Source organism: Rhodocytophaga rosea (assembly GCF_010119975.1).
Classification (GTDB): Bacteria; Bacteroidota; Bacteroidia; order Cytophagales; family 172606-1; genus Rhodocytophaga; species Rhodocytophaga rosea.
The window spans coordinates 8,042,331-8,067,216 of sequence record NZ_CP048222.1 but is presented as its reverse complement, the minus strand read 5'-3'; the positions used below and the strand labels follow the sequence as shown (position 1 = coordinate 8,067,216).

17 protein-coding genes and 2 tRNA genes are annotated in these 24,886 nt (G+C 40.3%); 10 read left to right on the top strand and 9 right to left on the bottom strand.

Going from position 1 to position 24,886, the window contains the following annotated elements; all coding sequences use genetic code 11:
* Window positions 1–620 precede the first annotated feature (620 nt).
* Both uvrA and GXP67_RS33025 read right to left on the bottom strand, forming a co-directional pair.
* Window positions 621–3,503 carry an excinuclease ABC subunit UvrA gene (uvrA, locus tag GXP67_RS33030; protein ID WP_162447068.1) on the bottom strand — a complete coding sequence of 961 codons (2,883 nt, stop codon included), beginning with the start codon at window positions 3,501–3,503 and terminating at the stop codon, window positions 621–623.
* 210 nt (window positions 3,504–3,713) lie between these two features.
* Window positions 3,714–5,558: a GAF and PAS domain-containing protein gene (locus GXP67_RS33025; protein ID WP_162447067.1), complete on the bottom strand. Its 1,845-nt coding sequence runs from the start codon at window positions 5,556–5,558 to the stop codon at window positions 3,714–3,716.
* Window positions 5,559–5,834: 276 nt separating this feature from the next.
* Between GXP67_RS33025 and GXP67_RS33020 the strand changes: the two genes are divergently transcribed.
* Window positions 5,835–6,536 (top strand): DUF2306 domain-containing protein, encoded by a 702-nt coding sequence (locus GXP67_RS33020; protein WP_162447066.1) that lies wholly within the window; start codon window positions 5,835–5,837, stop codon window positions 6,534–6,536.
* A 110-nt stretch (window positions 6,537–6,646) separates the two neighbouring features.
* Window positions 6,647–7,690 carry a sensor histidine kinase gene (locus GXP67_RS33015; RefSeq protein ID WP_162447065.1) on the top strand — a complete coding sequence of 348 codons (1,044 nt, stop codon included), beginning with the start codon at window positions 6,647–6,649 and terminating at the stop codon, window positions 7,688–7,690.
* A 76-nt stretch (window positions 7,691–7,766) separates the two neighbouring features.
* Here the strand turns inward: GXP67_RS33015 and GXP67_RS33010 are convergent, their stop codons facing one another.
* Both GXP67_RS33010 and GXP67_RS33005 read right to left on the bottom strand, forming a co-directional pair.
* The gene (locus GXP67_RS33010; RefSeq protein ID WP_162447064.1) at window positions 7,767–8,147 is read right to left on the bottom strand and encodes a hypothetical protein; all 381 of its coding nucleotides are present in this window, start codon (window positions 8,145–8,147) and stop codon (window positions 7,767–7,769) included.
* 80 nt (window positions 8,148–8,227) lie between these two features.
* Complete coding sequence (locus GXP67_RS33005; protein WP_162447063.1) at window positions 8,228–8,764, bottom strand: RNA methyltransferase; 537 nt, start codon at window positions 8,762–8,764, stop codon at window positions 8,228–8,230.
* 161 nt (window positions 8,765–8,925) lie between these two features.
* Here GXP67_RS33005 and mutS point away from each other — a divergent pair, with 161 nt between their 5' ends.
* The 4 genes from mutS to GXP67_RS32985 all read left to right on the top strand — a co-directional run bounded on the left by mutS (window position 8,926) and on the right by GXP67_RS32985 (window position 12,290).
* Complete coding sequence (gene mutS / locus GXP67_RS33000; protein WP_162448136.1) at window positions 8,926–11,502, top strand: DNA mismatch repair protein MutS; 2,577 nt, start codon at window positions 8,926–8,928, stop codon at window positions 11,500–11,502.
* 298 nt (window positions 11,503–11,800) lie between these two features.
* Complete coding sequence (locus GXP67_RS32995; protein ID WP_162447062.1) at window positions 11,801–11,974, top strand: hypothetical protein; 174 nt, start codon at window positions 11,801–11,803, stop codon at window positions 11,972–11,974.
* Window positions 11,975–12,085: 111 nt separating this feature from the next.
* A tRNA-Gly gene (locus GXP67_RS32990) sits at window positions 12,086–12,158 on the top strand.
* A 47-nt stretch (window positions 12,159–12,205) separates the two neighbouring features.
* Window positions 12,206–12,290 (top strand) — tRNA-Leu (locus GXP67_RS32985).
* A gap of 162 nt (window positions 12,291–12,452) precedes the next feature.
* Here the strand turns inward: GXP67_RS32985 and GXP67_RS32980 are convergent.
* The 3 genes from GXP67_RS32980 to GXP67_RS32970 all read right to left on the bottom strand — a co-directional run bounded on the left by GXP67_RS32980 (window position 12,453) and on the right by GXP67_RS32970 (window position 16,847).
* A complete protein-coding gene (locus GXP67_RS32980) occupies window positions 12,453–13,364 on the bottom strand; it encodes a hypothetical protein (protein WP_162447061.1) in 912 nt (303 codons plus the stop codon).
* 106 nt (window positions 13,365–13,470) lie between these two features.
* Window positions 13,471–15,105: a sensor histidine kinase gene (locus tag GXP67_RS32975; protein WP_162447060.1), complete on the bottom strand. Its 1,635-nt coding sequence runs from the start codon at window positions 15,103–15,105 to the stop codon at window positions 13,471–13,473.
* Window positions 15,078–16,847 (bottom strand): two-component regulator propeller domain-containing protein, encoded by a 1,770-nt coding sequence (locus GXP67_RS32970; protein ID WP_162447059.1) that lies wholly within the window; start codon window positions 16,845–16,847, stop codon window positions 15,078–15,080. The genes GXP67_RS32975 and GXP67_RS32970 overlap by 28 nt, the downstream gene beginning before the upstream one ends.
* Before the next feature lie 481 nt (window positions 16,848–17,328).
* On the opposite strand from GXP67_RS32970, the gene GXP67_RS32965 reads away from it, so the two are divergent.
* A complete protein-coding gene (locus GXP67_RS32965; RefSeq protein WP_162443157.1) occupies window positions 17,329–18,441 on the top strand; it encodes an IS4 family transposase in 1,113 nt (370 codons plus the stop codon).
* 21 nt (window positions 18,442–18,462) lie between these two features.
* Here the strand turns inward: GXP67_RS32965 and GXP67_RS32960 are convergent, their stop codons facing one another.
* Both GXP67_RS32960 and GXP67_RS32955 read right to left on the bottom strand, forming a co-directional pair.
* The gene (locus GXP67_RS32960) at window positions 18,463–19,383 is read right to left on the bottom strand and encodes a carbohydrate kinase family protein (protein ID WP_162447058.1); all 921 of its coding nucleotides are present in this window, start codon (window positions 19,381–19,383) and stop codon (window positions 18,463–18,465) included.
* A 199-nt stretch (window positions 19,384–19,582) separates the two neighbouring features.
* On the bottom strand, window positions 19,583–19,783 hold the full coding sequence (locus tag GXP67_RS32955) for a hypothetical protein (protein ID WP_162447057.1): 201 nt from the start codon (window positions 19,781–19,783) through the stop codon (window positions 19,583–19,585).
* 796 nt (window positions 19,784–20,579) lie between these two features.
* Here GXP67_RS32955 and GXP67_RS32950 point away from each other — a divergent pair.
* The 3 genes from GXP67_RS32950 (at window position 20,580) to GXP67_RS32940 (ending at window position 24,839) form a co-directional block, all read left to right on the top strand.
* Window positions 20,580–21,860 carry a prolyl oligopeptidase family serine peptidase gene (locus tag GXP67_RS32950; protein WP_162447056.1) on the top strand — a complete coding sequence of 427 codons (1,281 nt, stop codon included), beginning with the start codon at window positions 20,580–20,582 and terminating at the stop codon, window positions 21,858–21,860.
* A 128-nt stretch (window positions 21,861–21,988) separates the two neighbouring features.
* Window positions 21,989–23,005 (top strand): Gfo/Idh/MocA family protein, encoded by a 1,017-nt coding sequence (locus GXP67_RS32945; RefSeq protein WP_162447055.1) that lies wholly within the window; start codon window positions 21,989–21,991, stop codon window positions 23,003–23,005.
* A gap of 481 nt (window positions 23,006–23,486) precedes the next feature.
* Window positions 23,487–24,839 (top strand): Gfo/Idh/MocA family protein, encoded by a 1,353-nt coding sequence (locus GXP67_RS32940; protein ID WP_162447054.1) that lies wholly within the window; start codon window positions 23,487–23,489, stop codon window positions 24,837–24,839.
* Window positions 24,840–24,886 lie beyond the last annotated feature (47 nt).

Below are 24,886 nucleotides of genomic sequence, written 5' to 3'. Positions count from 1 at the left end.
TGAGTAGTTGCCCCGTATAGTTGTAACTCTTTCTCGTCGGTTAAACCAATAATAGCGTCCAGGCGAGTTAAGAAAATAAAAGCTATGATAGAAGCAAAAATAAACTTTATTAAAGACAGAATGAATACTCCTTTTCAAGAGGCATCCAATTGATGTTATCAATATTCTCCAGACCAGGCATTTGTCCTCTGATAATAGGCTGACAAAATAAGCCTATTGCTGGAGGTAAGACTATTACAGGTATAGCAATAAGCAAAGAATATAGTAATGCCTGCGGAAAACTTAATTTATCAAAAACCTGGGCTCGTTTTAAGAAAAAGAGCAATAAAAAATAGGTAACAAAAAAGCTAAATAATATAACGAGTGACCGTTCAGTTAAATATAGATATAAGCTAAATATTACCGTTTCAAAAGTGATACTTATACCTAAAATAAGTATGAGTTTATATATCCGCTGTTCCATTGATTCTAGAATTTTCCACTTACACCTTTATCGATTTTATTAAATAAAAGTAATAGTGAGCAAATAGAAGAAACAGTAAATACACGAAGCTATAATTCCGGACTTCACCGGAAAATTACAGATGGCATATGTTAATCGATTCACCTTTCGTAAAACTTCACCTTTTCCCCTTTAGCTCCTCTTTGAGAAATTGAGCGGTATAGCTTTTTTTGTTCTTAGCTACTTCTTCTGGAGTGCCTTCGGTAATAATTTTTCCTCCCTTATCGCCTCCTTCCGGCCCCAGGTCAATAATATGGTCAGCCACTTTGATCACGTCCAGGTTGTGTTCAATGATAAGCACGGTATTTCCTTTGCCTACCAGCTTATTCAACACATCTAATAATTGCTTAATATCCTGAAAATGTAGTCCGGTGGTAGGTTCATCCAGAATATACAACGTTTTGCCAGTATCCTTTTTCGAAAGCTCCTGCGCTAATTTCACCCGTTGGGCTTCTCCTCCCGAAAGCGTAGTTGCATGCTGACCAAGGGTTATATAGCCTAAGCCTACATCATTTAAGGTTTTGATGCGGCGGAGAATTTTGGGCTGGTTTTCAAAGAATTCTACGGCCTGCTCTACAGTCATGTCGAGCACATCAGAAATGGATTTTCCTTTGAAGCGTACTTCCAGGGTCTGGCGGTTGTAACGTTTGCCTTTACAAGTCTCGCAGGGAACATATACATCTGGCAAAAACTCCATTTCAATCAGTTTCATACCAGCTCCTTCGCAGGATTCGCATCTTCCTCCTTTTACATTGAAAGAAAAACGCCCAGGTTTATAACCTCTGATCTTAGATTCCGGCAGTTCAGTAAATAAAGCCCGGATATCAGTAAATGCGCCGGTATAGGTAACCGGATTAGAACGGGGTGTACGTCCAATGGGCGACTGGTCCACTTCAATCACTTTATCAATATGTTCCAGACCTTCTACCGACTGGAAAGGAAGCGCATCTCTTCTGGCATTGAAAAAATGTTTGTTCAGAATAGGAAACAGCGTATCATGAATCAGGGTGGATTTACCACTACCGGAAACGCCGGTGATACAAATCATTTTGCCCAGTGGCAATTTTAATGTTACGCTTTTCAGGTTATTGCCGGTAGCATTCTTCAACATTAATTCCAGCCCGTTTCCAGCTCTGCGTTGCTCAGGAATTTCTATGCCTGTTTTTCCATTCAGATACGCCGCCGTCATACTGTCGTTTTTGAGGAAATCATCCGGATTACCTTCCGCTACGACTTGTCCGCCATGGCGACCAGCGCCAGGACCAATATCTAGAATATAGTCTGAAGCCAGCATCATGTCTTTGTCGTGTTCCACCACCAGCACAGAATTGCCTACATCCCGGAGTTTTTTCAGGGCTTCGATCAGTTTAACATTATCCCGCTGGTGTAATCCAATGCTGGGTTCGTCAAGGATATACAATACGCCAACGAGCTGGGTGCCAATCTGAGTAGCCAGGCGGATACGCTGGGCTTCCCCTCCTGAAAGGGTACGCAAGGGCCGGTCCAGGTTGAGGTAATCCAGACCAATGTCAAGCAAAAAGCCGATACGCTTCCGGATTTCTTTCAGCACTTCTGCAGCAATCAGGTTTTGCCGATCACTCAGGCGTGTTTCCAGGTCCGAGAACCAGCCGGAAAGTTCGGTGATCCCCATATGGGCCAGTTCAGAAATATTGCGGTTGTCAATTTTAAAATGCAAGGATTCTTTTTTTAATCGGGCTCCCTTACATTCTGGACATACACTGGTAACCATATAATCCTGTAGCCAGTCCTGCATTTTTTCGGAAGCACTTTCCTGCTGTTTCTTCAGGAAATTAATTATACCTTCAAACCGGTATACATACTGATTGTGAACAATTTTGGCTTCCGGGTCCTTCTTAAGAATTAAAGAATCCGTACCATATAATAAGGCTTGCAGGGCATCCGGCGGATAATCTTTAACAGGCGTGCTGATGTTGACCTTAAATTTTTTGAGCAGTGTACCAATCTCATTAAAAATCCATATCTCGCGGTATTCACCCAACGGAAGAATAGCTCCCCGGCTCACACTCAGTTCTTTGTCTGGAATAATGGCATCTTCAGTAATTTCCTCAATCACTCCTAATCCATTACACACCGGACAGGCCCCATAAGGTGAGTTGAAAGAAAAGGTATTGGGGGCAGGTTCGTCGTAGGCAATGCCGGATGTGGGGCACATCAGGAATTTAGAAAACTGAGTGGCTTTGCCCTTTTCATCCTGGATCATCATAATACCTTTGCCATGCTGCAAGGAAGTTTGTACAGATTGCGAAATACGGAACCGTTCATCTTCCCGAACAACCAGCCTATCTATTACAATTTCAATATCATGGGTTTTGTAGCGGTCTACCTGCATTTTGGCTTTTATATCCTGAATGTCGCCATCCACCCGTACTTTGGTAAAGCCCATTTTGCTGATCTGCACAAACAACTCCCGGTAATGCCCTTTTCTCCCTTTCACAACCGGTGCCAGCAAGATCAGTTTCTGATTGATGAAATTTTGCAGAATATGGTTGATGATCTGGTCCTGCGACTGGCGTGTCATTTTTTCGCCGGTCACATAGGAAAAAGCCTCGGCGGTACGTGCATAGAGCAGGCGCATAAAATCATAGATTTCTGTAACCGTGCCTACTGTTGACCTGGGATTGCGGGAAGTGGTTTTCTGCTCAATGGAAATAACCGGACTCAGGCCATTTATTTTATCCACATTGGGCCGTTCCATATTTCCCAGAAAAGACCGGGCGTAAGCTGAGAAACTTTCCATATACCGCCGCTGCCCTTCAGCATATACAGTATCGAAAGCCAGGGAAGATTTTCCGCTTCCGCTGATACCGGTTATAACAACTAGTTTGTTGCGGGGGATTTTAACGTCAATATTTTTAAGATTGTGTTCGCGGGCACCGAAGATTTCTATATTTTCATAGCCGGTAGCGTCACTTGACAAAGGCGCAGACTCAGTAGCTGCAAGCTGGTGGTTTGTTTGCATGGAGTAATAAAACAATCGGTAAAATTACTAAGAATCTGCCGGTTTCAGAAGGGATTTGCCAAACAAGTATTGGTTAATGAATCAGGTAATGCCAGCTTGCTTCTGTCTTAAATATGTACCGGTTTATGAATATTGCAGATAGCTTAAAAATGAAAAAGCAAGCTCATTTTATTAAATTGAGCTTGCTTTCGTTCAGGATAAGATAGTTTGTTACTGCTTGAAAATATGCAGCGTTCCTGAAATATTTCCCTTTGTATCTTTAAATGGAATCTGGCTGCTTACTCCAGAGGTATCAGAGCCATCTGGCAGTATAAGCCTTTCTTCACTCTCTACAGTTTTCCCGGTAGTAATTACCTCTTGTTCTTTGCTCGATAGAATTTCTGCCTGTTCTTTGGGTAAATAATCAAACACCGTTTTTCCGGCGATCTCTTCTTTTTGAGGAATTTTAAATTTATCGGCTAAGGCTTTATTTGCTTTCAGGAAGCGGCCGCTGGCATCTTTAAATGCTACCATTTCCTGCAAACTATCCATCAGGGTATCCAGCATGGTTTTCTCCTGGCTGAGTACGTTTTCAAGCTGCCTGGTATCGGAAATATCCGTAACAGTTGCCACCAGGAAAGTTTCTCCGGATTCATCTTTGAAAACGGTTTTCTTGGTTACAACAGTACGTTCGACACCATGGCTATCTGTATTGGTTTCCACATTGATATTGTCTTCCCCGGAATTGAATACTACTTCATCCATGGCATAGAATATATCTGCTTGTTCTTTCGGAAACAGGTCATGGTCGCTTTTGTTAAGCATTTGCTCCCGTTTCATGCCGGCAAATTCACAAAAAGCATCATTAATCAGAATGAGCCGGTGTTTGCGGTCTTTTACCAGAATAGGATTGCCGATTTTATTGATAATGCTGTTGAGGTAAGATTGGGCACGCATCAGTTCTTTTTCTGCCTGCTGCCGTTCTATATTTTTCCGCTGCAAATCTTCCTGGGTGGCATGCAGTTCTTCCATATTCTGGCGCATTTCTTCTTCCTGTGCCCGCATCTCTTCTGATTGTTCCTGCGACTCTTCCAGCAGGCGTTTGGTACGTTCGTTCACTTTGGCATTGGAAATAGTAGACGCTATACTTTCTCCCAGCTTTTCAATAAAAGCTATCTGGTAGGTTGGAAAAGTATGAAATGAAGCCAGTTCTACTACGCCCAGAATCTGATCATTCACTTTGAGTGGCACAATTAATATACAGCTGGGATTGGCCAGACCTAAACCGGAAGTAATCGTAATATAATCATCCGGAATCTCAGTAAGATATATAGTATCTTTTTCGAGATATGCTTGTCCTACCATTCCTTCGCCGGGCTGAATTTTACGCTGGATGAATTTCTTGCGATCGAAAGCGTAACAGGAAACCAGTTCTAAATACGTAGTGTCCTCTTCCTGATTTACTACAAACAAACCGCCCTGGTTGGCATTCACATACTTGACCAGGTTGGTAATAATTTTATCGCCCAGCGTTGTAATTTCCTCATTATTGGCCCGCAGAATATACACAAACTTAGCTAATCCTTCAGTTGCCCAGTTCCGCTCTCTTTCCTGTTCTGCTATGGTTTTCATATGATCTCGCAAGCCAATCAGCGTTCCGGCTAGTCCATCTTTTTGTTCATCTGAACTTGCCCTTGATTTAGTGTATTCGGCATCCAGATTTCCATCTTTAATATTTGTTATGAATGTTGTTGCATTCTGTGCATTTTCGGCCAGTTTATCTACTACATCCGCAATGTTTCCCAGTTCATCGTTGTGTGCATATTCAATGCACTGGGTGTAATCCCCTTCCGAAATACGGCTAATCCGATCTGTCAGATAGCTCAAGGGTTTGATAAAAACCTGTTGCAACACCCAGTAAAACAATACAATAGCAGCTATAAATATAGTCAGTATTAATTCATCACCCCAGCTATTGGGTTGATAGGAAACACCGTAATTCATCACTACCAGCAAAAGCAAAGGCAATAAGCCCAGCAGAATTTTTGTCCGGATAGACCAGTTCATGTTAGACATAGATTGTGAGTTAAAATGTATCATTCAAGGAAAGCAAGTAAGTATAGTCATTTATAGGTATTTATATTGTAGTAACTATTAAGCTATTCTCACCTATGTATTATTTTATGTAGAATTAATGCTGTAAGTAAAAAAATACTCCTATATAATCTATCTTATCAGGTTTCTTTTCCGTCTCATCCGCAATTTTTAACACCTCATCCCGCTACGGTTGTAGTAGCGCTGCGTCACATATAGCTTTGGTCACACTTATACTCATAACATAAAACAGCAACGATGGAAATGATATATACCTACATGCGCCTTGTGCACATTGTGTCCGGAATGACCGCTTTTTTTGTAGCCCCACTCGCACTTATTGCAATAAAAGGGGGTAAAAATCATAAGATTTGGGGTAATATTTTCTTTTGGGCAATGGTGCTGGTAGCGATCTCCGCTATTCCCATGACTTTTTACCACCCGAATTTATTTTTGTTCCTGGTCGCCATTTTCAGCTTTCATCTATCGCTGTATGGATACCGTTCGGTTCAACGTCGCCGGTCTGTGGATCTTCAAAAAAGCATGCGTATCGATTTCTGGATTGCCTGTATCGCCGCACTTTGTTACGGAGGATTTATTGCCTGGGGAATAGCTGTTTTTTTTACATCCGGCAGCCATGCTTTCGGCTATATTGCCATCGTATTCGGACTCATTGGGATGCGGTTTTCTTTCAGAAACTTTAAAGCTTTCAGAACACCGCCCACCGATACAATGCAGTGGTGGTTCGATCACATGCAGGGAATGGTGGGTTCTTATATAGCCACACTTTCGGCTTTTTCGGCAGTTAATTTCTACTTTTTGCCAGATACACTCCGCTGGCTCTGGCCAACGCTTGCAGGAGTGCCGCTTTTGTTTTTCTGGGAAAGATATTATAAAAAGAAAATGAATAACCATGGAAGCCATAAATCAGAAATTTCGCCGGAAACAATGAATGTATAAGTATAGCTGTCATTCTAATTGTAGTTCATGGGAATGCACTATCTCTCTCTATCATTCCGCTACGCAATACGGCTGACACAAAATTATTACCTTTCTGCCGAATATTTTCTATGCCTATCAGAACTTCAACTTATATCCGGTATATGCTCTATCCAATAATTGGGTTTGCAACCATCCATTTATTTGGCATGAATGCCGTATTTGGTTCCAGAAAGTACTTCATCTATGGGTTAGTTTCTACGGTTTACACAGTAATTTTATGGGAAGGAAATCAGTGGATTGTGCACCAGTTGAAAAAGCGTTTTCCGGCCTATCATCAGACTTCTCAACGGATTTTATACCAGATCATAAACAGCTTGCTCTTTACAATTAGTACGGTTGGCCTGCTCACGCTTATTGTGAACTGGTTGACAGGGCAGATATTTGAATGGGGAGAGTTTATATACAGTTTTCGCCCCAGCGTGATGATTACTTTTGCGGTTACTACCGTTTCCGAAGCCTCATATTTCTTTCACCGCTGGAAGAGTTCTATTCTGGAAGCAGAGAAACTAAAACGGGAGAATATTCAATCACAATACGAGACCCTCAAAAACCAGGTAAATCCGCATTTTTTATTTAACAGTCTGAATACATTAATTACCATTATCCCCGAAAATCCGCAACTGGCTGTAGCGTTTACCCAGCATCTTTCCACTTTGTACCGTTACATTCTTCAAACCAAAGACAGCGAACTTGTACCACTGGCAGAAGAAATGAAAATTGCAGATGCCTATATTTTCCTATTAAAAGCAAGGTTCGGAGATAATCTAATGGTAAAAACCACCATCGGCACGCAAGAATTTGGGCAGTATGTAGCACCCCTTACTATTCAGATGTTGATAGAAAACGCAGTAAAACACAATATTATTTCTGCCGGCAAACCTTTGTATATTTCCATTTACAGCCAGATGGGAGCATGGATAGTAGTAGAAAATAATCTTCAGAAAAAACTCACTCCCGACCCTGATTCTACGCAAACCGGACTGGCAAATATTATGAACCGATATAAACTTCTTAGTTCACAGAATGTAGAGGTATTTTGTACCGATGCCTCTTTTATAGTGAAACTACCTTTGCTTACCATCAGCCATCAGAAAGTGTATAGCAATAAATAGAAAATCCATAAAGTCTGGATAGGTTCCGACTTTATGGATGGCTCAACGATACATAACAATTGAACTAGCAGAAGTTTTAAGCTTCTTTGTTGCTTTCTGCTACACCATTGCTGGCAGCCGGTGTGGTTTTAGTCTTTTTTACACCAGTTGTTTTAGTAGCAGCGGGTACTTTTTTAGCTGCTACCTTACCTGCTTTGAGGGTTTTTCTTTTGGCTGCCTTTTTATCTTTTTTGCCGCCCTTTTTTGATACTTTTCCTGCTTTTTTAGCAGCAGCTTCATCTTTTTTAATGATTCTATCAACGGTAGCTGTAAATTTTTTGGCCAGTTTCTTGGCAGTATTTTCAGCAGACCGCTTGATTTTTACAACAGCCTTTTCATTAACTTCTCCTAATGCTTCCTGGATTTTTTCCAATATTTTAGCACTGAGTTCTTTTCTGGCAGATTTTTTAGTTTTCATGGGTTTATTGCAGTGAATGATGCAGCAAATTTTGGGGTGAATATAGTATTAAAAAATAGTAAGTCAATGTTAATAAATTGTTATGTAAGCTTTTGCAATTTCGACAGATAGTCCCATACAATTACGCCTATACTTACTGCAATGTTCAGCGAATGTTTGGTGCCAAACTGGGGGATTTCCAGACATACATCAGCTTTAGCGACCAGTTCCTGCTGAACGCCGAATATTTCATTTCCAAAAATAAAACAATATTTTTGCTCAGCGTCGATCTCAAAATCAAATAACTGGGTACTATTCTCCACCTGCTCTACCGCAACTAAAATATAACCCTGCTGCTTTAATTTTGCTATCACCTCACTTGCTTCTTTCTCATATTCCCATTCTACAGATTCAGTTGCACCAAGTGCCGTTTTGGCAATCTCCCGGTTGGGAGGGGTTCCGGTAATGCCACAGAGATACATTTTTTCAGCCAGAAAAGCATCAGCTGTCCGGAAAGCAGAGCCTACATTATGCAGGCTCCGGACGTTATCTAATAAAAGTACATACGGATTTTTTTTCTTAACTTTGAATTCATCCACCGTTGCCCTGTGGAGTTCATCATTCTGTAATTTACGCATAAACAAAGGGGGTTAGTTGCATTTTTCCTACCGAAAACTTTTGCAGGTTTCCGCCCGGATGATGAATTGAACTTGGATTACAAATCACTTTACCTGATAAAAAATTGATCAAAAGTACACAAAATAAAGAAACCACCCCCTCCCGTTCTGAAACACCGCTGATGAAGCAATACAACATCATCAAGGCAAAATACCCAGGTGCCATGTTGCTTTTCAGGGTAGGAGATTTCTACGAAACGTTTGGGGAAGATGCCGTAAAAGCAAGCCGTATTCTGGATATTGTGCTTACCAAACGGGCAAATGGCACAGCTTCCGAAATTCCATTAGCCGGCTTTCCCCATCATTCCCTGGATGCTTATCTGCCCAAACTGGTACGGGCCGGACAAAGGGTAGCCATCTGCGACCAGCTGGAAGATCCTAAATTTGCCCAGGGAATTGTAAAAAGAGGCGTTACAGAACTAGTAACGCCAGGTATTGCTTTCAGTGATAATGTTCTGGATGTAAAACGGAATAATTACCTGTCAGCCATCCATATTTCCGGCGAAAGTGTGGGGATTGCTTTTCTGGATGTATCTACCGGGGAATTCTTTGCTTCGCAGGGCAACACGATGTATGTTGACAAACTCCTGCAAAGTTTTCAGCCTGCTGAAGTATTGTATTGCAAAAATCAACGTAATAAGATTACCGGATTAGTGGCAGATAAATATGCCATGTTTCACCTGGAAGAATGGATTTTCCAGCACCAGTTTGCCTACGATAAACTCATCCAGCATTTCCAGACCAATTCTCTGAAAGGATTTGGCATTGAAAGTTTGCCGGAAGGTATTATTGCAGCCGGATGTATTCTGCATTATTTGTCAGAAACGGAACACAAGGATGTAAAGCATATTGCTACTATTTCCAGGCTGGAAGAAGACCGCTATGTATGGCTCGATAAGTTCACCATCCGGAATCTGGAGTTAATATATCCGCAGCAGGAATCTGGTGTACCTCTGATTGATATTCTCGACCACTCGGTTACTCCGATGGGCAGCCGGTTGATGAAAAAATGGCTGGTTCTGCCCTTGCGGGAAAAAGCAATTATTGAAGAAAGGCTCGATGTAGTTTCCTTCCTTACTAAAGAAAATCAGTTCATAGAGCAGTTGCAGCAACACCTCAAACAAGTGGGTGATTTAGAACGGTTAATTTCCAAAGTAGCTGTCCGAAGGATCAATCCCAGGGAACTGCTGCAACTGAAAAAATCCCTGCATCATACCAATCCGGTGAAAGAAATATTAGCGGGCTCTGCCCTGCCCCAGCTCAAAAAGCTGGCTGACCAGTTAAATCCCTGCCAGTTTCTGTTCGATAAACTCGAAACAGAACTATTTGAAGAACCACCCATTGTAACCAATCAGGGACGGTTGATTAAAGAAGGTATTAACAAAGAACTGGACGAACTCCGGGCTATCGCTTACTCTGGAAAAGATTATTTGCTTCAGCTACAGCAGCGTGAAATTCAAAATACCGGCATAAGTTCGTTAAAAGTGGCGTACAATAAAGTGTTTGGCTACTACCTGGAAGTTACCCATGCCCACAAAGACAAAGTGCCAGCCAGCTGGATACGTAAACAAACCCTGGTAAATGCGGAACGTTATGTAACAGAAGAATTAAAAGAGTATGAGGAAAAAATCCTACATGCCGAAGATCGCATTTTTACCATTGAGCAGCAAATGTTTAATGCACTGGTACTGGCTGCAGCAGAATATGTTACCCAGATCCAGAAAAACGCCCAGGTACTGGCAAAAATTGATTGCCTGGGATCGTTTGCCAGCGTTGCCATCAAAAATAAATATGTAAGGCCGGAGATTTCAGATTCCAGGGTGATTTCGATCAAAGATGGCCGGCATCCGGTGATAGAAAAGCAGTTGCCTCTGGGCGAAAATTTCATTCCCAACGACATCTATCTCGACGATGAAACCCAGCAAATCATGGTGATTACCGGTCCGAATATGGCTGGTAAATCTGCCTTGCTCAGGCAAACTGCCTTGATTGTATTGATGGCACAAATGGGAAGTTTTGTTCCGGCCTCTTCCGCCTGGATCGGGCTGGTTGATAAAGTTTTTACCAGAGTAGGTGCTTCTGATAACTTATCAAAGGGAGAGTCTACATTTATGGTAGAAATGACCGAAACCGCCAGCATTCTCAACAACCTCAGCGAACGGAGCCTGGTGCTGATGGATGAGATTGGAAGGGGAACCAGTACCTATGACGGCATTTCTATTGCCTGGGCCATTGTGGAATTTCTGCACCAACATCCAAAGTATAAAGCCAAAACCTTATTTGCTACACACTATCATGAGTTGAATCAACTGGCTGATGATTTTCCAAGGATAAAAAATTACAATGTATCTGTAAAAGAAGCGGCAAACAAGATCATTTTCATGCGCAAATTGCAGGAAGGAGGAAGCCAGCACAGCTTTGGTATCCATGTTGCGCAGATGGCAGGAATGCCGACACAAATCGTGTCGAGAGCCAATGAAATTATGCATCATCTGGAGAAGGATAAAATACGCAATCATCCGGATGCAGTATTTAAGGAAATCCCCAAAAACAATTACCAATTAAAGATTTTTGAAGCTTCTGATCCAAACTTTATGAAAGTAAAAAACATTCTGGATAAGCTTGATATTAATACTATTTCACCAGTAGAAGCATTGCTAAAATTAAATGAAATTAAGCTGATTTTACAAGCAAAATAAATTGGAATAATTTGTTGCTTTCGTTAAAAAAATTATTTCTTTTGTTACATTATTTTTAATCTTAAACCTTTACATAGGTTATTAAGGAGGTGTTTAACATGGCAAAACAATCAGGGTCAAGCAAAACTGATGCAGGCAAAAAATCCGACAGCACAAAGAAGGATACCAAAGACACAAAAACAACTACAAAGAAGAAGTAATGTACTTTTTCCAACCTCTAAAGCCCTTATTTCGTATCTGGAAGAAGGGCTTTATTGTGTAAAGCCATTTCAGTTTTCATTATAAAACTTTTACAGCTATGAGCAAGAAAAAAGAAATTCCAGGCAAGAATCCTTCTGTTGTAAAAAAACAAGAAGAAGGTTTGCATGGACAGCAACCCGATACACCAACCAGAGGGGATATTAAAAAAATAAGTACGGATTATGTAAATCCCAATAATGGAGCCCAGCAGAAAAGCCAGAAGAAAACATAACCTGATATTCAGCGTTTTACTGTTTTCTCTAATTTTTTTCTAAAAATAATTGAATTTGTAAATTCTGTTAGTAGATTTGCACTCACTATTCCGCTGATAGAGGCGGAACTTGCGAAAGTAGCTCAGCTGGTAGAGCGCGACCTTGCCAAGGTCGAGGTCGCGGGTTCGAACCCCGTCTTTCGCTCAAAGTAAAGCACCGGAAACGGTGCTTTATTGTTAACAAAAACCTATGCCGGGGTGGTGGAACAGGTAGACACGCAAGACTTAAAATCTTGTGAGCCAAAAGCTCGTGCGGGTTCGATTCCCGCCCCTGGTACATTAAAAGCCTTTCTATTCATTTAGAAAGGCTTTTTTATTAATGTGTGAAGGAAAGTGGAAAGTTGTCAATCTACTTAATATAATCTAATAGGTTGTATTTTATTGTATAATGGCTTCTATTGTATTTGTGGTAACTTATTATTTTACTAATGGACCGTTCCTATTGTCTTAAGTAGTTTAGATAAATTCTTGGTGAGCATAGCCAATCATCTCCAAAAAGCAATAACAAATCGCTTATCCTTTTTTTCAAGTCCTTTTCAGACATAGTTAACATAGAATCAAAATATTTACCACATATACTTGCCTTGTCTTTTGGGTACCCTATTAATAAAACGGTCTGATCCTGATAAGGAATAATATTAAAAAAAATAATTGTTAAAGATTCATAACCCATTACTTGGGCAATTGTGGTTTCATTGGCTAATTCATAATTAAAACACTGTGAACAACAAATTTCAATTCGAGGTATAACTCTTTTATGAAACTGAAAATATCCTTGACCGGTGGAATTTTGATGAATCTCATTTTCAACCGTCTCCTTTGCTACTAAGGCATCTTTTATTGACATTTCTATATTTGCTGATTCAACAGTATACCAATTTCTGCCCATTGCTCTATCCATTCGTATACTTAGCTCTGGATTCATATACCATTCCAAAGCAATTTCTTTGGTAATCTCTCTTTCTCTTAATTTGTAAACTAATGAGCGGTAGGAAAATAATAGCTGAGAATAGTAATCATTTAAATTTATTGAATTTTGCTCTATATTCTTAAATAACTCACTATCATGGTTATGATCATCACTCCCACAGAAGCCCTTAAATGTATAAGCTTCATTTATACCCTTTTTTTTAAAACAGTAATAATGCTCTTTAAAATTATCTGCTAATAATTGATACACATGATTGTTTTCTGAAATAGAATTAATTATTCCATTTTTCTGAAGTATATGTGAGTTAATTGCATATTTACCACATCCATCAACAAAGCAAACACGTTTTCTTAAATCCACTTTCCTTTCTATAGCATCCCTCTTAGCCCTTAATTGTTGTTCTTCCGAATGGCTAGCCATCTGATTGTAAACTTTTTAACAAGGTTTCAAATATAACCAGTATAGTATAATTGTGCTTTATTGCTGGTAATGAAAGGGTAAGATATATTTTAGAGAATTGATATTATTATTCTTCTTTAAGGGGAAGGTTAGGTAGCTTAATAATAAATGTAGTGCCAACACCTAGTTCTGATTGCAGTTGAATCGATCCATTGAGTTTTTCTATGGTTTCTTTCACAATATATAATCCAAGTCCGGAACTATTTGAAAGCTGGCTTCCCCGGTAAAACATATCAAACACCTTTTCTTGCTGCCAGGTGTCAATACCTATCCCATTATCTTTTACTATAATAGTGGCACAATGTTTATCAGTCTGGATATGTATGTGTAGAAACGACCTTTCACAGTGTAAGTTCTGATATTTAACCGCGTTTGAAAATAAATTACGAAAAATGATATGTAACCGCCTGGCATCATTGAAATGAGGATAGTTAATGGTAAACTCCTTCAGAATTTGCAGGCGAGGAGCATTTTCCATGTATACCAGTTCAGCATGAACATTTTCTACTAATTCCTGGAAATTAATTTCTTCCCGGTTCATACTTACCCTTGAATTCCGGGAATAGTCTAATATATCTTTTACAAATCCATCTAGTTTATGGATACTTTTATTGATCATTTGCAGATACAATTGTAATTGTGTGGGATCTTGCTCAAGCTCAATAAGTGTAACTAATCCCAGAATGGATGACAAGGGAGCCCGGATATCATGTGATACCCGGTATACAAAATTATCCAGCTCCTCGTTTGTCTTTTTCAGGTCAGCCGTCCTGATTTCAACCCTTGCTTCAAGTTCCTGGGCCTGCGACTGAATTTCTTCCTTTTGTTCCTGAATCAGCCCGTTCATCTCTTGGAGAGATGCATTGGCTTTTTGTAATTGTAAAGTACGCTCAGTCACTTGTTTTTCAAGCCTCTTGTTTTGATATTTAATCCGTCTGACGCGTGAGTAATAAAGGATTGTTAATAAGGAGGTGGCAGATAATAAAAAAACAATTCGGGCCCACCAGGTATGCCACCATGGGGGAGTTATTACAATTGTCAGGGTGCGGGTTGGCACGGCAACTCTACCATCTGCGGCAGTAGTCACTTCAAAAACATAGCGCTTGGGTGGCAGATTGGTATAGGTTACCTTCCGGGTGGCACCGGCATTCTGCCAGCTTTCATCGGTAAATCCTTTCAGCCGGTATTTATACTGGATTTCTTCCGGGGCTGTGTAGTTTAATGCGGCATATTCAATACTAAATACCGATTGTTTATAATCTAAGGTAATGGTTTGGCTCTGATTGAGCCTTGCTTGTAAGGGAGAATTTTCCCTGCCGATCGGCACAGGTTTATTAAATATTTGAAAATCCACCCATACAAGCGGCACCTGCAAATTAAGCTGTTTTAAACTATCGGGATGAAACAGATTAAAGCCATTATTTCCACCAAAGAGCAATTCACCAGACGCCAGCCTGCCAGAGGCCTGCCTGTTAAATTGCAGACCTTGCACACCAGCACTCATTCCAAAGAGCTGGTAGCGTTCAGTTTCCGGATCAAAACGTACCATGCCCTGGTTTGTACCCAGCCAGAGGACGCCTTTATTATCTTCTGCGATCGCATTGATCGTATTACTGGGAAAGCCATTAGCGATTGTAAATGTTTTAAAGGTAGAGTCTTTTTTTTGCAGGAGTTTTAGCCCCCTCCTCCCGTCCCGATCCATATTCTTCCTTTGGCATCTTCAAATAAAGCCCGCACCGCATAACGGGTTTCATCAGGAGTTTGTAAAGGAAGATGAAAAAACCGGTTCCGTTTTCTATCCATTACATTCAGGTTGCCATTAGAGGTACCAATCCATACATTGTTCAGCTGATCCACCATAATAGCCCATACGAAATTATCGCTTATGCTTTCCGGATTGTTGACTTGCTGGGTAAAGGAAGTAAACTTTTTCCGGTCCGGATCAAAACTGCTGATACCTCCACCAAAAGTTCCCAGCCAGATGTACCCCTCCTGGTCTTCAGCCAGACAAGTAACATTGTCGTTGTTGAGTTGACCGTCAACAGGCGCTTTCCCTTTTCTGAAATGTGTAAAAGTTTTCTTTCTGGAATCAAAAAAATCCATCCCGCCATCCCAGAATCCTATCCATATTCCCTGCCTGCGGTCTGCTAATATGGCTTTAATTTTATTACTGCCAATACTGAATGGGTTTTTGTAGTCATGCTGGTAGGATACAAAAGAATCCCTGTCAGGGTTTAATATGTTCAGACCTCCTCCATCTGTTCCAATCAACACCCGGCCGGAACGATCCGTTAGGAATGCACTTACATCATTATTTGTAAGGGAATTTGTATTTATTTTTTTATAGTAATGCCCCATCTGAGTTAGATATGGATCAGTCAGGCACAAGCCATTATTATTAGTACCCACCCATAAACGTCCCTGTTTATCCCCATATAAACTCTTTACTGAATTACCTGCCAGGCTTTTGGGATCGAAAGAATCATGATGATAGGTGTAAAATGATTTTTCTGATTCATTATATAAACATAAACCGTTGTCAGTTCCGATCCATAGCCGCTTATGCATGTCTTCTGTAAGGGCCCAAACCTGGTTGCTGGTCAAAGAATTACTTTCTGACGGTAAATGATTAAAATGAGTAAATTCCTGTGCGGAACCTTCTTTCAGATTTAAGCCATTATTCCAGGTACCTACCCAGAGCCTGTTTTTACTATCACATAATACGCTGAAAACTTCGTTATGACTGAGGCTACTCTCATTTCTACTGTCGTGTAGATACTGCTGAAAAATACCAGTACGAGGATCAAAATGATTAACACCCCCACCAATGGTACCAATCCAGAGTTTGCCTTCTTTGTCTTCTGTGATCGCACTTACCCGGTTATGACTGATTGAAGTAGTATCCTGAGGATCATGAATAAAAGCAGTAAAAGTATAAGTCTTTGTATCACCTAAATTTAGTCCATAGCCATTGGTACCTGCCCAGATTCTACCTTTAGAATCTTTAAATAAGTCGTAAATATAATTACTGCTGATACTATTACTTTGTTGAGGGATATGCTTGAACTGCCGGAAATTGTCTAAATTGCGGTTATAAATAAAAATTCCCCCTCCCCAGGTAGCTATCCAGATATTATGGTTATTGTCTTCAACTAAAGATACAATGGGATGATTGGTCAGGCTTGTGCTGTCTCCAGGAATATGCTTATATACCTGAAAGGTATAACTATCGAATTTATTGAGGCCATCTTCTGTGGCCACCCAGATAAATCCTTCACTATCCTGCAAGATTTTCCTTACATAATTATTGGAAAGTCCGTTTTGAACGGTATATCTTTTGAATGCGACTTGTGGTTGCGTGCTTGCAAGGGTTTGCAGGCCAGGTGAAAACAAAAAAAGTATCAGGAAAACTAAATAAGGAAAATGAGTAACTAGCTTTCTCATAGGCAAAGCAAACTAAAATTTTTCCTTGCAAAAAGTGGCACCAAGAATGTTATATCAGTCTATTCCGGGCAATATGCATAATTAACTTGCAAAGATATACATCTTCCTAAAGATTTATTCTTATATAAAGAATAGAAATTAACGAAATGTTTACATTTAAAGTTGTAGGGAATATAAGACAAAGCGGTTCATCATGTGATCTGTAATTAAAATTTACAGTTGTAGTTATTGTTTATGGCAGGCTTCCTCGATTTTGTTCCTACAAAACAAAAACTACTTACTGAAGATACATTACTACTCATCTCTGTTTATCACAAAGCTTATATTATATCCCTTTGCCTTAAAGAGTAATAGTGCTTATTTTTCTACTTCTAATATGTTTAAAGAGGAAGTACTCTACCCAACTAAAAAGCTACTATTATGAAAATAAAAAAGGGAAGTGGAATTTTGTGGTGACCAAACTACAAAAAACACATTCCCTATGAAGCAATACTTCACCAACGAAGTTAAACAAGTTTTGGACAAAGTAGCAATCGTTAAAAACTTAGCCCGCAAGAAATTTATTACCAGCTTTGTGCTGGCTTTGATTCAGAGCAGAAAGGTACAGTTTTCTCATCTGGCTCATTATCTCAATGATGAAGCCAAAATAAGTTGTAATCAGGTAAGGATACAGGATTTCTTTCGGGAAGTAGACTTGGATTATCAAGCCTTAGCCTGCTTGCTGTTATGCTTTCTGCCTCAAGGAAAGATTAGCTTGTGTATAGATCGAACGGAATGGGATTTTGGTCAGTGCCAAGTCAATATATTGATGGTAGTTGCCACAAGTGGAGTGCTGCATGTGCCGCTGTATTGGCAGTTATTGGAGAATGAAAGTGGTAATTCGGCTACAGATGATAGGAAAGCCTTCCTTAGTCAATGCATTGCTTTAGTAGGCAAAGAACGCATTGGTATGGTAGTGGCTGACAGAGAATTTATTGGCCACAACTGGCTTTCTTACTTGAAGAGCCATGGTATTCTGTTCTGCATCCGTGTGCCCAAACATCATCTGATCACACGCCTGGATGGCAGACAGCACCGGGTAGAAGAGTTGCTTACTAAAGCTAGCGAATTGTCTTTAGCCGATTGTCTGGTAGATGGTGTCTGGGCTAATGTATATATAAAGAAACTCAGAAGTGGAGACATTCTGTTTTTATTAGGTACAGTTAAGGTAGGTCTGCTTGGACAACTCTATAGAAAAAGATGGACCATTGAAACCTTATTTCAGAATATGAAAGGAAGAGGCTTTGATTTGGAGTCTACTCACTTGAAGCTTACAGACAAACTCAAAAAATTGATCGGTCTGGTAAGCATTGCCTATGGCTTTTGTTTAACTTATGGCTTGTATTGTCATCAAAAAATTAAAGCCATACCAAAAAAGAAACACGGTTACAAAGCTAATAGTTTTTTCAGGTATGGTCTTGATTGTATCGGCTATGCTATCAGAGTAGAATGGAACAAAGATTTGATTGCTTTTCAAACCCTTATGCGATTGTTGAGCCGGACTTTAAGACAAGTATTTCAGTCTAGTAGATTGCCTAATAAAATAGTTGGGTAGAGTAAAGAGGAAGGTAAAAGTCTAGCTTTTTTTTTCTCCGGACTTACTTTTCAAAAGCCGCTGTTCGTGAATAAAGTTTTTGATCTCATTTTGAGTGAATTGCGGCAGGGCTCCGCTTTTGGTAGCGACCAGTGCTCCTGTCGCACAAGCAAACTCCATAGCTTCCCGGATAGGAGCCTTCTGAAGTATTTTACTGAGAAAAGCCGCCAGAAATGCATCTCCGCTTCCAATGGTATCTTCGATTTCCACCTGGTAGCCTGAATGTTCTATATAACCTTCTTCACATAATAAGATTGCCCCCTTCTCCCCTCTTGAAACAAGAATTTTGTCAAGTTCAAATCGCTGTTTAATAAAGGTCATCGCTTCTTTGTGGGGAGCAATCTTTCCAAACCAGCTCATAATTTCAATTAACTCCCGCTCATTCATTTTTACAATGTCAGCGTGGTTCATTAATAATTGTATGAGTTTGGGAGAATAATGAGGCGGGCGCATATTTACATCAAATACTTTTACCCTGGCAATAAGCAGATATTTTAGGAGGGTATCATACGTTATTTTATTACGGGACGCTAAACTGCCATAGATAAATAAGTCACATTTGGATATCAATTGGGTTACCTGCTCATCATACTCTATATAATCCCATGCTACAGAAGGGGCAATTTCATAAACAACATCTCTTTTATTGCCTATATTGGCTTTTACCACACTTGTCGGGTGCTTTTCATCAATTTGAATATAACGGGTGGCTACCCCTTTCTCCTGCAATCGCTCTACTAATGATTTTCCTAATAAGTCATCTCCGATGCGGCTAATAATGGCAGGTGAAAATCCATTATAGTTAAAATGCACGGCTACATTCATGGGTGCGCCCCCAGGCATAACTCCGCTTGGTAGAATATCCCAAAGCATTTCTCCAAAACAGATAATCTTTTCATGCATAGTACATGATAAGTTATACTAACTTCTGATTATTTGTTCAATATTTAGTGAATATTTATTAGTAAACAGGCATTTGTTGTAAACGTAGTACACAAAATCAACTGTAATAAGTTAATAGTTACCGATAGACTTGTTTTCTATAGTCCTGGGCAGGGTATAGCCATGTATGTTTTGGGAAGGAGGAATTTACAAGGGGCACTTAAAATGAAACCTGATTTACCTGAAAAGGAATTTTATTAGTTTCTAATACCCATATAAAGGTACTTTTATATACCTCGTGGGGTTGAAAGATATATTGATCATCTTTGTCATCTATTTGTTGAGCCAGGGAATAAAGCTGTGATTTAACTTCCTCGTCATAATCAAGCTCTTTTTTATCAACAGAAAAAAATGTAGTCATAATTTATAAAAATAAATGATGTGAGCGTGTCAATTTGTAGAAATACTATTCACCAGATTTTTCACTTTTTGCTTGTCAAATTTAGATATACTGGATTTTCACAATCCCTTACTACTCTGTCAGTAATGTTCTCTAACATATACTGCTTATTTATAACATTTTAACAAAACCAAAATCAACACATAAAAAATAAGAAAAGCAAAATATTGTTTTTTTTATTTTAAATTATTGTATTCAATCGCTTTCCATTCTGTAGGAGTTGTGTTATGATCCCACCTATCGATATAATTTTCGTTTCAATAAATTTCCAGTATTTATATATTTTATTCAACTAGTAAATATAGCGTATAGTCTATAAAAGATCAATTAGGAATGAAAGATAGTAAAAAAAACTCCACATCTATCTTATGAATAAGATATTATAAGTATTTCACTACACCTACAAACTCTAATATAGAAAATAAGTTTTTTATCACCTATAAACAAAGTACAATTTATTTATAGGTGATAAAAATAGTATAGTTCAAAAATTCATTTAAGTCATCCTTACACAAACACATTTTATTATTTTTCAATTATAATATAACTTTCCCAATATTAATATATCTTCAAAAAATTGCACTAAAAAAGGTTAATTATTAATTCCATCAGGTAGATAAGCTTTCATTTTACAGTTTGAATGTTGGGAATACAACCCAGAACTAAAGCTATTCTTAAAAGTTAACTGGCTTTGATATACAAATAATTTTCTATCTTGAACATCTACTTATACTACCTATTATACCTGGCATATGTTATGAAGAATACCCGCAGAAACTTTTTAAAAGTAAGTAGCCTTGCCGGAATAAGTTTAACCCAGGGCAACTGGCCAATAACCGCTTCCCACACTGATCCAACATTAAGTCAAAACCCTATTCGTATAATGAATACTACTGATCAAGACCTGAGCATTATTGGTCAATATGGGCCGTGGGCAACGGCACAGATGCAAAAAAATTTACCTTCTTTCTCCTTCCGGAAAAAAGAATGGAAGGATCTGGGCGAATGGAAAAAAGCCGCCAGAAATCAGGTCATGCAGCGAATGGCCATTCCTGATCTGGGAGGATTACCACCGGTAAAAGCAAATAAAAAATACACCTACGATGGCCTTCAGATCGAAGAACTAAGCTGGCAATTGCCCTATGGACGTCCAACAGAGGCTATTTTACTAAAACCCCAGAATGCACAGGGCCGCTTACCTGCCATTCTTGCCTTCCATGATCATGGGGGGAACAAATACTTTGGAACACAGAAAATAACCCGTATCCCCAGCCAGAATCCCTTGATGGCTGAACATCAGAAATTATATTACAGTGGTTTAGCCTGGGCGAATGAAATTGCCAAACAAGGGTATGTAGTGTTGGTTGCAGACGCATTTGATTTTGCCAGCCGCAGAATTATGCTGCAGGATGTACCAGCTTCCATGCGAAACGGGTTAACAGACCCCGAACCTTCAAATGCCGATGGTATCGAGAAATACAATCAATGGGCCGGAGATCATGAACATATTTTGTCTAAATCCTTGTTGAGTGCCGGCACAACCTGGCCTGGTGTATTCTTCGCCGAAGACCGTAAAGCCCTGGATATTTTATGTGCCCGCACAGATGTAGATGCGTCCAGAGTCGGATGTGGTGGATTATCGGGTGGCGGTTTGCGTACGGTGCTCATGGCCGGATTAGATGAGCGGATTAAATGCGCGGTTTGCGTAGGCTTTATGACGACCTGGAAAGACTTTATCCTGAATAAATCCTATACCCATACCTGGATGAGCTATATTCCTTTGCTGCCCACAGAACTTGATTTCCCGGAAATATTAGGCTTACGAACGCCTCTACCGTCACTTGTGCTCAATGATATGGAAGATGATTTATTTACCCTCCTGGAAATGAAGCAGGCCGACCAGATTCTTACTGAAGTATATAAAAAAGCAAATGCAGCCGACCGGTTTAAAACTTCTTTCTATCCTGGTCCGCATAAATTTGATGCGAAGATGCAGGCCGAAGCCTTCGAATGGTTTGGCAAATGGCTGAAAGGCTAATGATCCGTTTGTTTAGAATTTTATATGCCTACAGAATCATTAGTATTGAATATTTTACTGTTTTTTCTTTTATTACCAGATTGAAAATTAACTACCTTAATTAAAGCTAATCTTCTGACAAACCAGACATGAAACACCACAACCGGAGAACATTTTTAAAAGTAGCCACCGCCACCGGCTTAAGCTTAAGCCTGGCCGGAGAATTACAAGCCTTATCAAAAGCAGAGCAGGGAAAAAGAGTAGGGATTATTGGCTTAGATACTTCGCATAGTACCGCATTCACTAAAGTACTCAATGCCCCAGATGCCAGTACCGATTATGGCGGATATAAGGTAGTAGCCGCCTATCCGCAGGGAAGCAAAGACATTGAATCCAGTGTAAAACGCATTCCCGGGTACACCGAAGAAGTAAAAAAACTGGGTGTAGAAATCGTGGGTTCGATTAAAGAATTATTGAGCAAAACCGATGTAATTCTGCTGGAAACCAACGATGGCCGCCTGCACCTGGAACAAGCCCTGGAAGTACTGAAAGCTGGCAAACGCATGTTTATCGACAAACCGGTAGCTGCTTCATTATCCGATACCATCGCCATTTATGAAGCAGCTAAAAAATATAATGTTCCTATTTTTACGACTTCATCTTTACGCTATATCAAAGGAGTGCAGGATATTGACAAGAGCCAGGTATTAGGAGCCGATACCTTTAGCCCGGCTACACTCGAAAAAACACATCCAGATCTGTTCTGGTATGGGGTACATGGGGTAGAAACGCTGTATACGGTGATGGGCCTGGGTTGTAATAGTGTAGTAAGGGTGCATACCGAAAACACAGATATAGTGGTAGGCAACTGGCAGGATGGGCGGGTAGGCACTTTCCGTGGAACACGTACCGGCAAACATGAGTATGGAGGCACTGTATTTACCAAAAATGGAAATATAGTATTAGGTCCTTATCCTGGGTATGAACCCTTGCTGGTTGAAATCATCAAATACTTTCAGACTGGAAAAGCGCCGGTAAGTCCGGAGGAAACGATTGAAATTTTCGCCTTTATGGAAGCCGCCGACGAAAGCAAACGGCAGAATGGAGCCTCAGTTACCCTGGCCAGTGTGATGGAAAAAGCCCGGAAATTTCAGAAGCGGGGATAAGCTGGTCAATAGTCATTGGTCACTGGTCATTGGTAAGTTAGTTGAATAGGTCTTGACCTGAAGAACAAAAAGAATGTAAACGTATCGATATAAAAAAATAGATAAATATTCCATGCGCGGGAGGATAAATGAAAAGCGGGGTGCGCGTTGGGTAGAGCCTGGAAGCATTTTTCATTTTGCCACAACTGCTACGCAGGCAACCTTCTCACTCTCGTGCTCGGTTGTGTTGGCTCTCTTCGCATTTGCATGCTCAAGAGTGTTTTGTTACTTTTATTTTGGGCAAGCAAAATAAAAGTAAAGACGGCCTGAGTCAACAAAAAATTAACTTGTCTAAATTAGTAATGAGACTTAAATGCTAAAACTACTTCAAGAAAATACTAAGGTCATGAGAGTTTTTGCATCGCACACAATTCGAAATTAATTACCTAAACCCAGACCATCAGGAAGGAATTATTCCTTTGGTCATTGAAAATAAAGTATCATGAAAACCACAGACAATTCCAGAAGAGATTTTATAAAAAAAACAATTACCGGTGCCGCCGCTATGTCAGTTGGAGGCATTTTACCAGGCTTTACGGCCAAAAGTTATGGCAATATTCTGAAAGCAAACGAAAAGATCAGGGTTTGCATTATGGGTGTTAACAGCCGCGGATTTGCGCTGGCCAATAACTTTGCCAGCCAGTCCAACTGTGAGGTATTATACATCTCAGATGTCGATTCCAGAGCAGCCGAAAAAGCGATTGCCAATGTAGATACCATTCAAAAGAAAAAGCCAAAAGCCCAGCCTGATTTCCGGAAAGCCCTGGAAGACAAACACCTGGATGCACTCGTGGTGGCCGCTCCGGATCACTGGCATGCGCCGGCGGCCATTCTTGCCTCTAAAGCCGGAAAACATGTATACCTGGAAAAACCATGCAGCCACAATCCGAATGAAGGAGAAATGCTGGTAGCTATAGCTAGTAAGTATAAAAATGTCATTCAGATGGGCAACCAGCGCCGTTCCTGGCCCAATGTAGTGGCAGCCATTATAGAGTTGAAGAATGGAGTGATTGGCCGTCCATATTTTGCTAAAGGCTGGTACACCAATAACCGGGCTTCCATTGGCGTGGGTAAAGAAACAGCTGTACCTTCCTGGCTGGATTATGAACTATGGCAGGGTCCGGCTCCCAGGATGCCTTATAAAGACAATGTGATCCATTATAACTGGCACTGGTTCTGGAACTGGGGTACCGGGGAAGCCCTCAATAATGGCACCCATATGCTCGATCTGATGCGCTGGGGCCTGGGTGTGGAATATCCAACCAAGGTAACTTCTTCAGGCGGGCGTTACCGCTATCAGGATGACTGGCAGACCCCGGATACACAGGTTATTAATTTAGAATTTGCCAATAATACCGCTATGAGCTGGGAAGGCAGAAGCTGCAATGGCCGAACCGTGGAAGGTACGAGTGTAGGGGTTATGTTCTATGGCGAAAACGGTTCCCTGCTGATTGAAAGTGGTAACTCATATAAAATCTATGACCTGGAAAATAAGCTGGTGAAGGAGGTAAAAAACGACATTACCATTAATGCCCGCGACAAAATGGACCCTTCCCAGCAGCTGGATGCCATTCATATTCAGAACTTTTTTGAAGGCATCAGCAAAGGAACTGCTTTAAATGCCGAGATTGTGGGAGGTCACCAGAGTACGCTGCTTTGCCAGCTGGGCAATATTGCCTTGCGTTCCGGTAGTACTTTACACATCGATCCAACCAACGGCCATATCCAGAATAACCCTGAAGCGATGCAATACTGGAAACGCGAATATCATCTGGGCTGGGAACCAACCGTTTAGGATAGGTGGAATCTTGAATATCGAACAAGGAATGTTGAAGAAAGAAG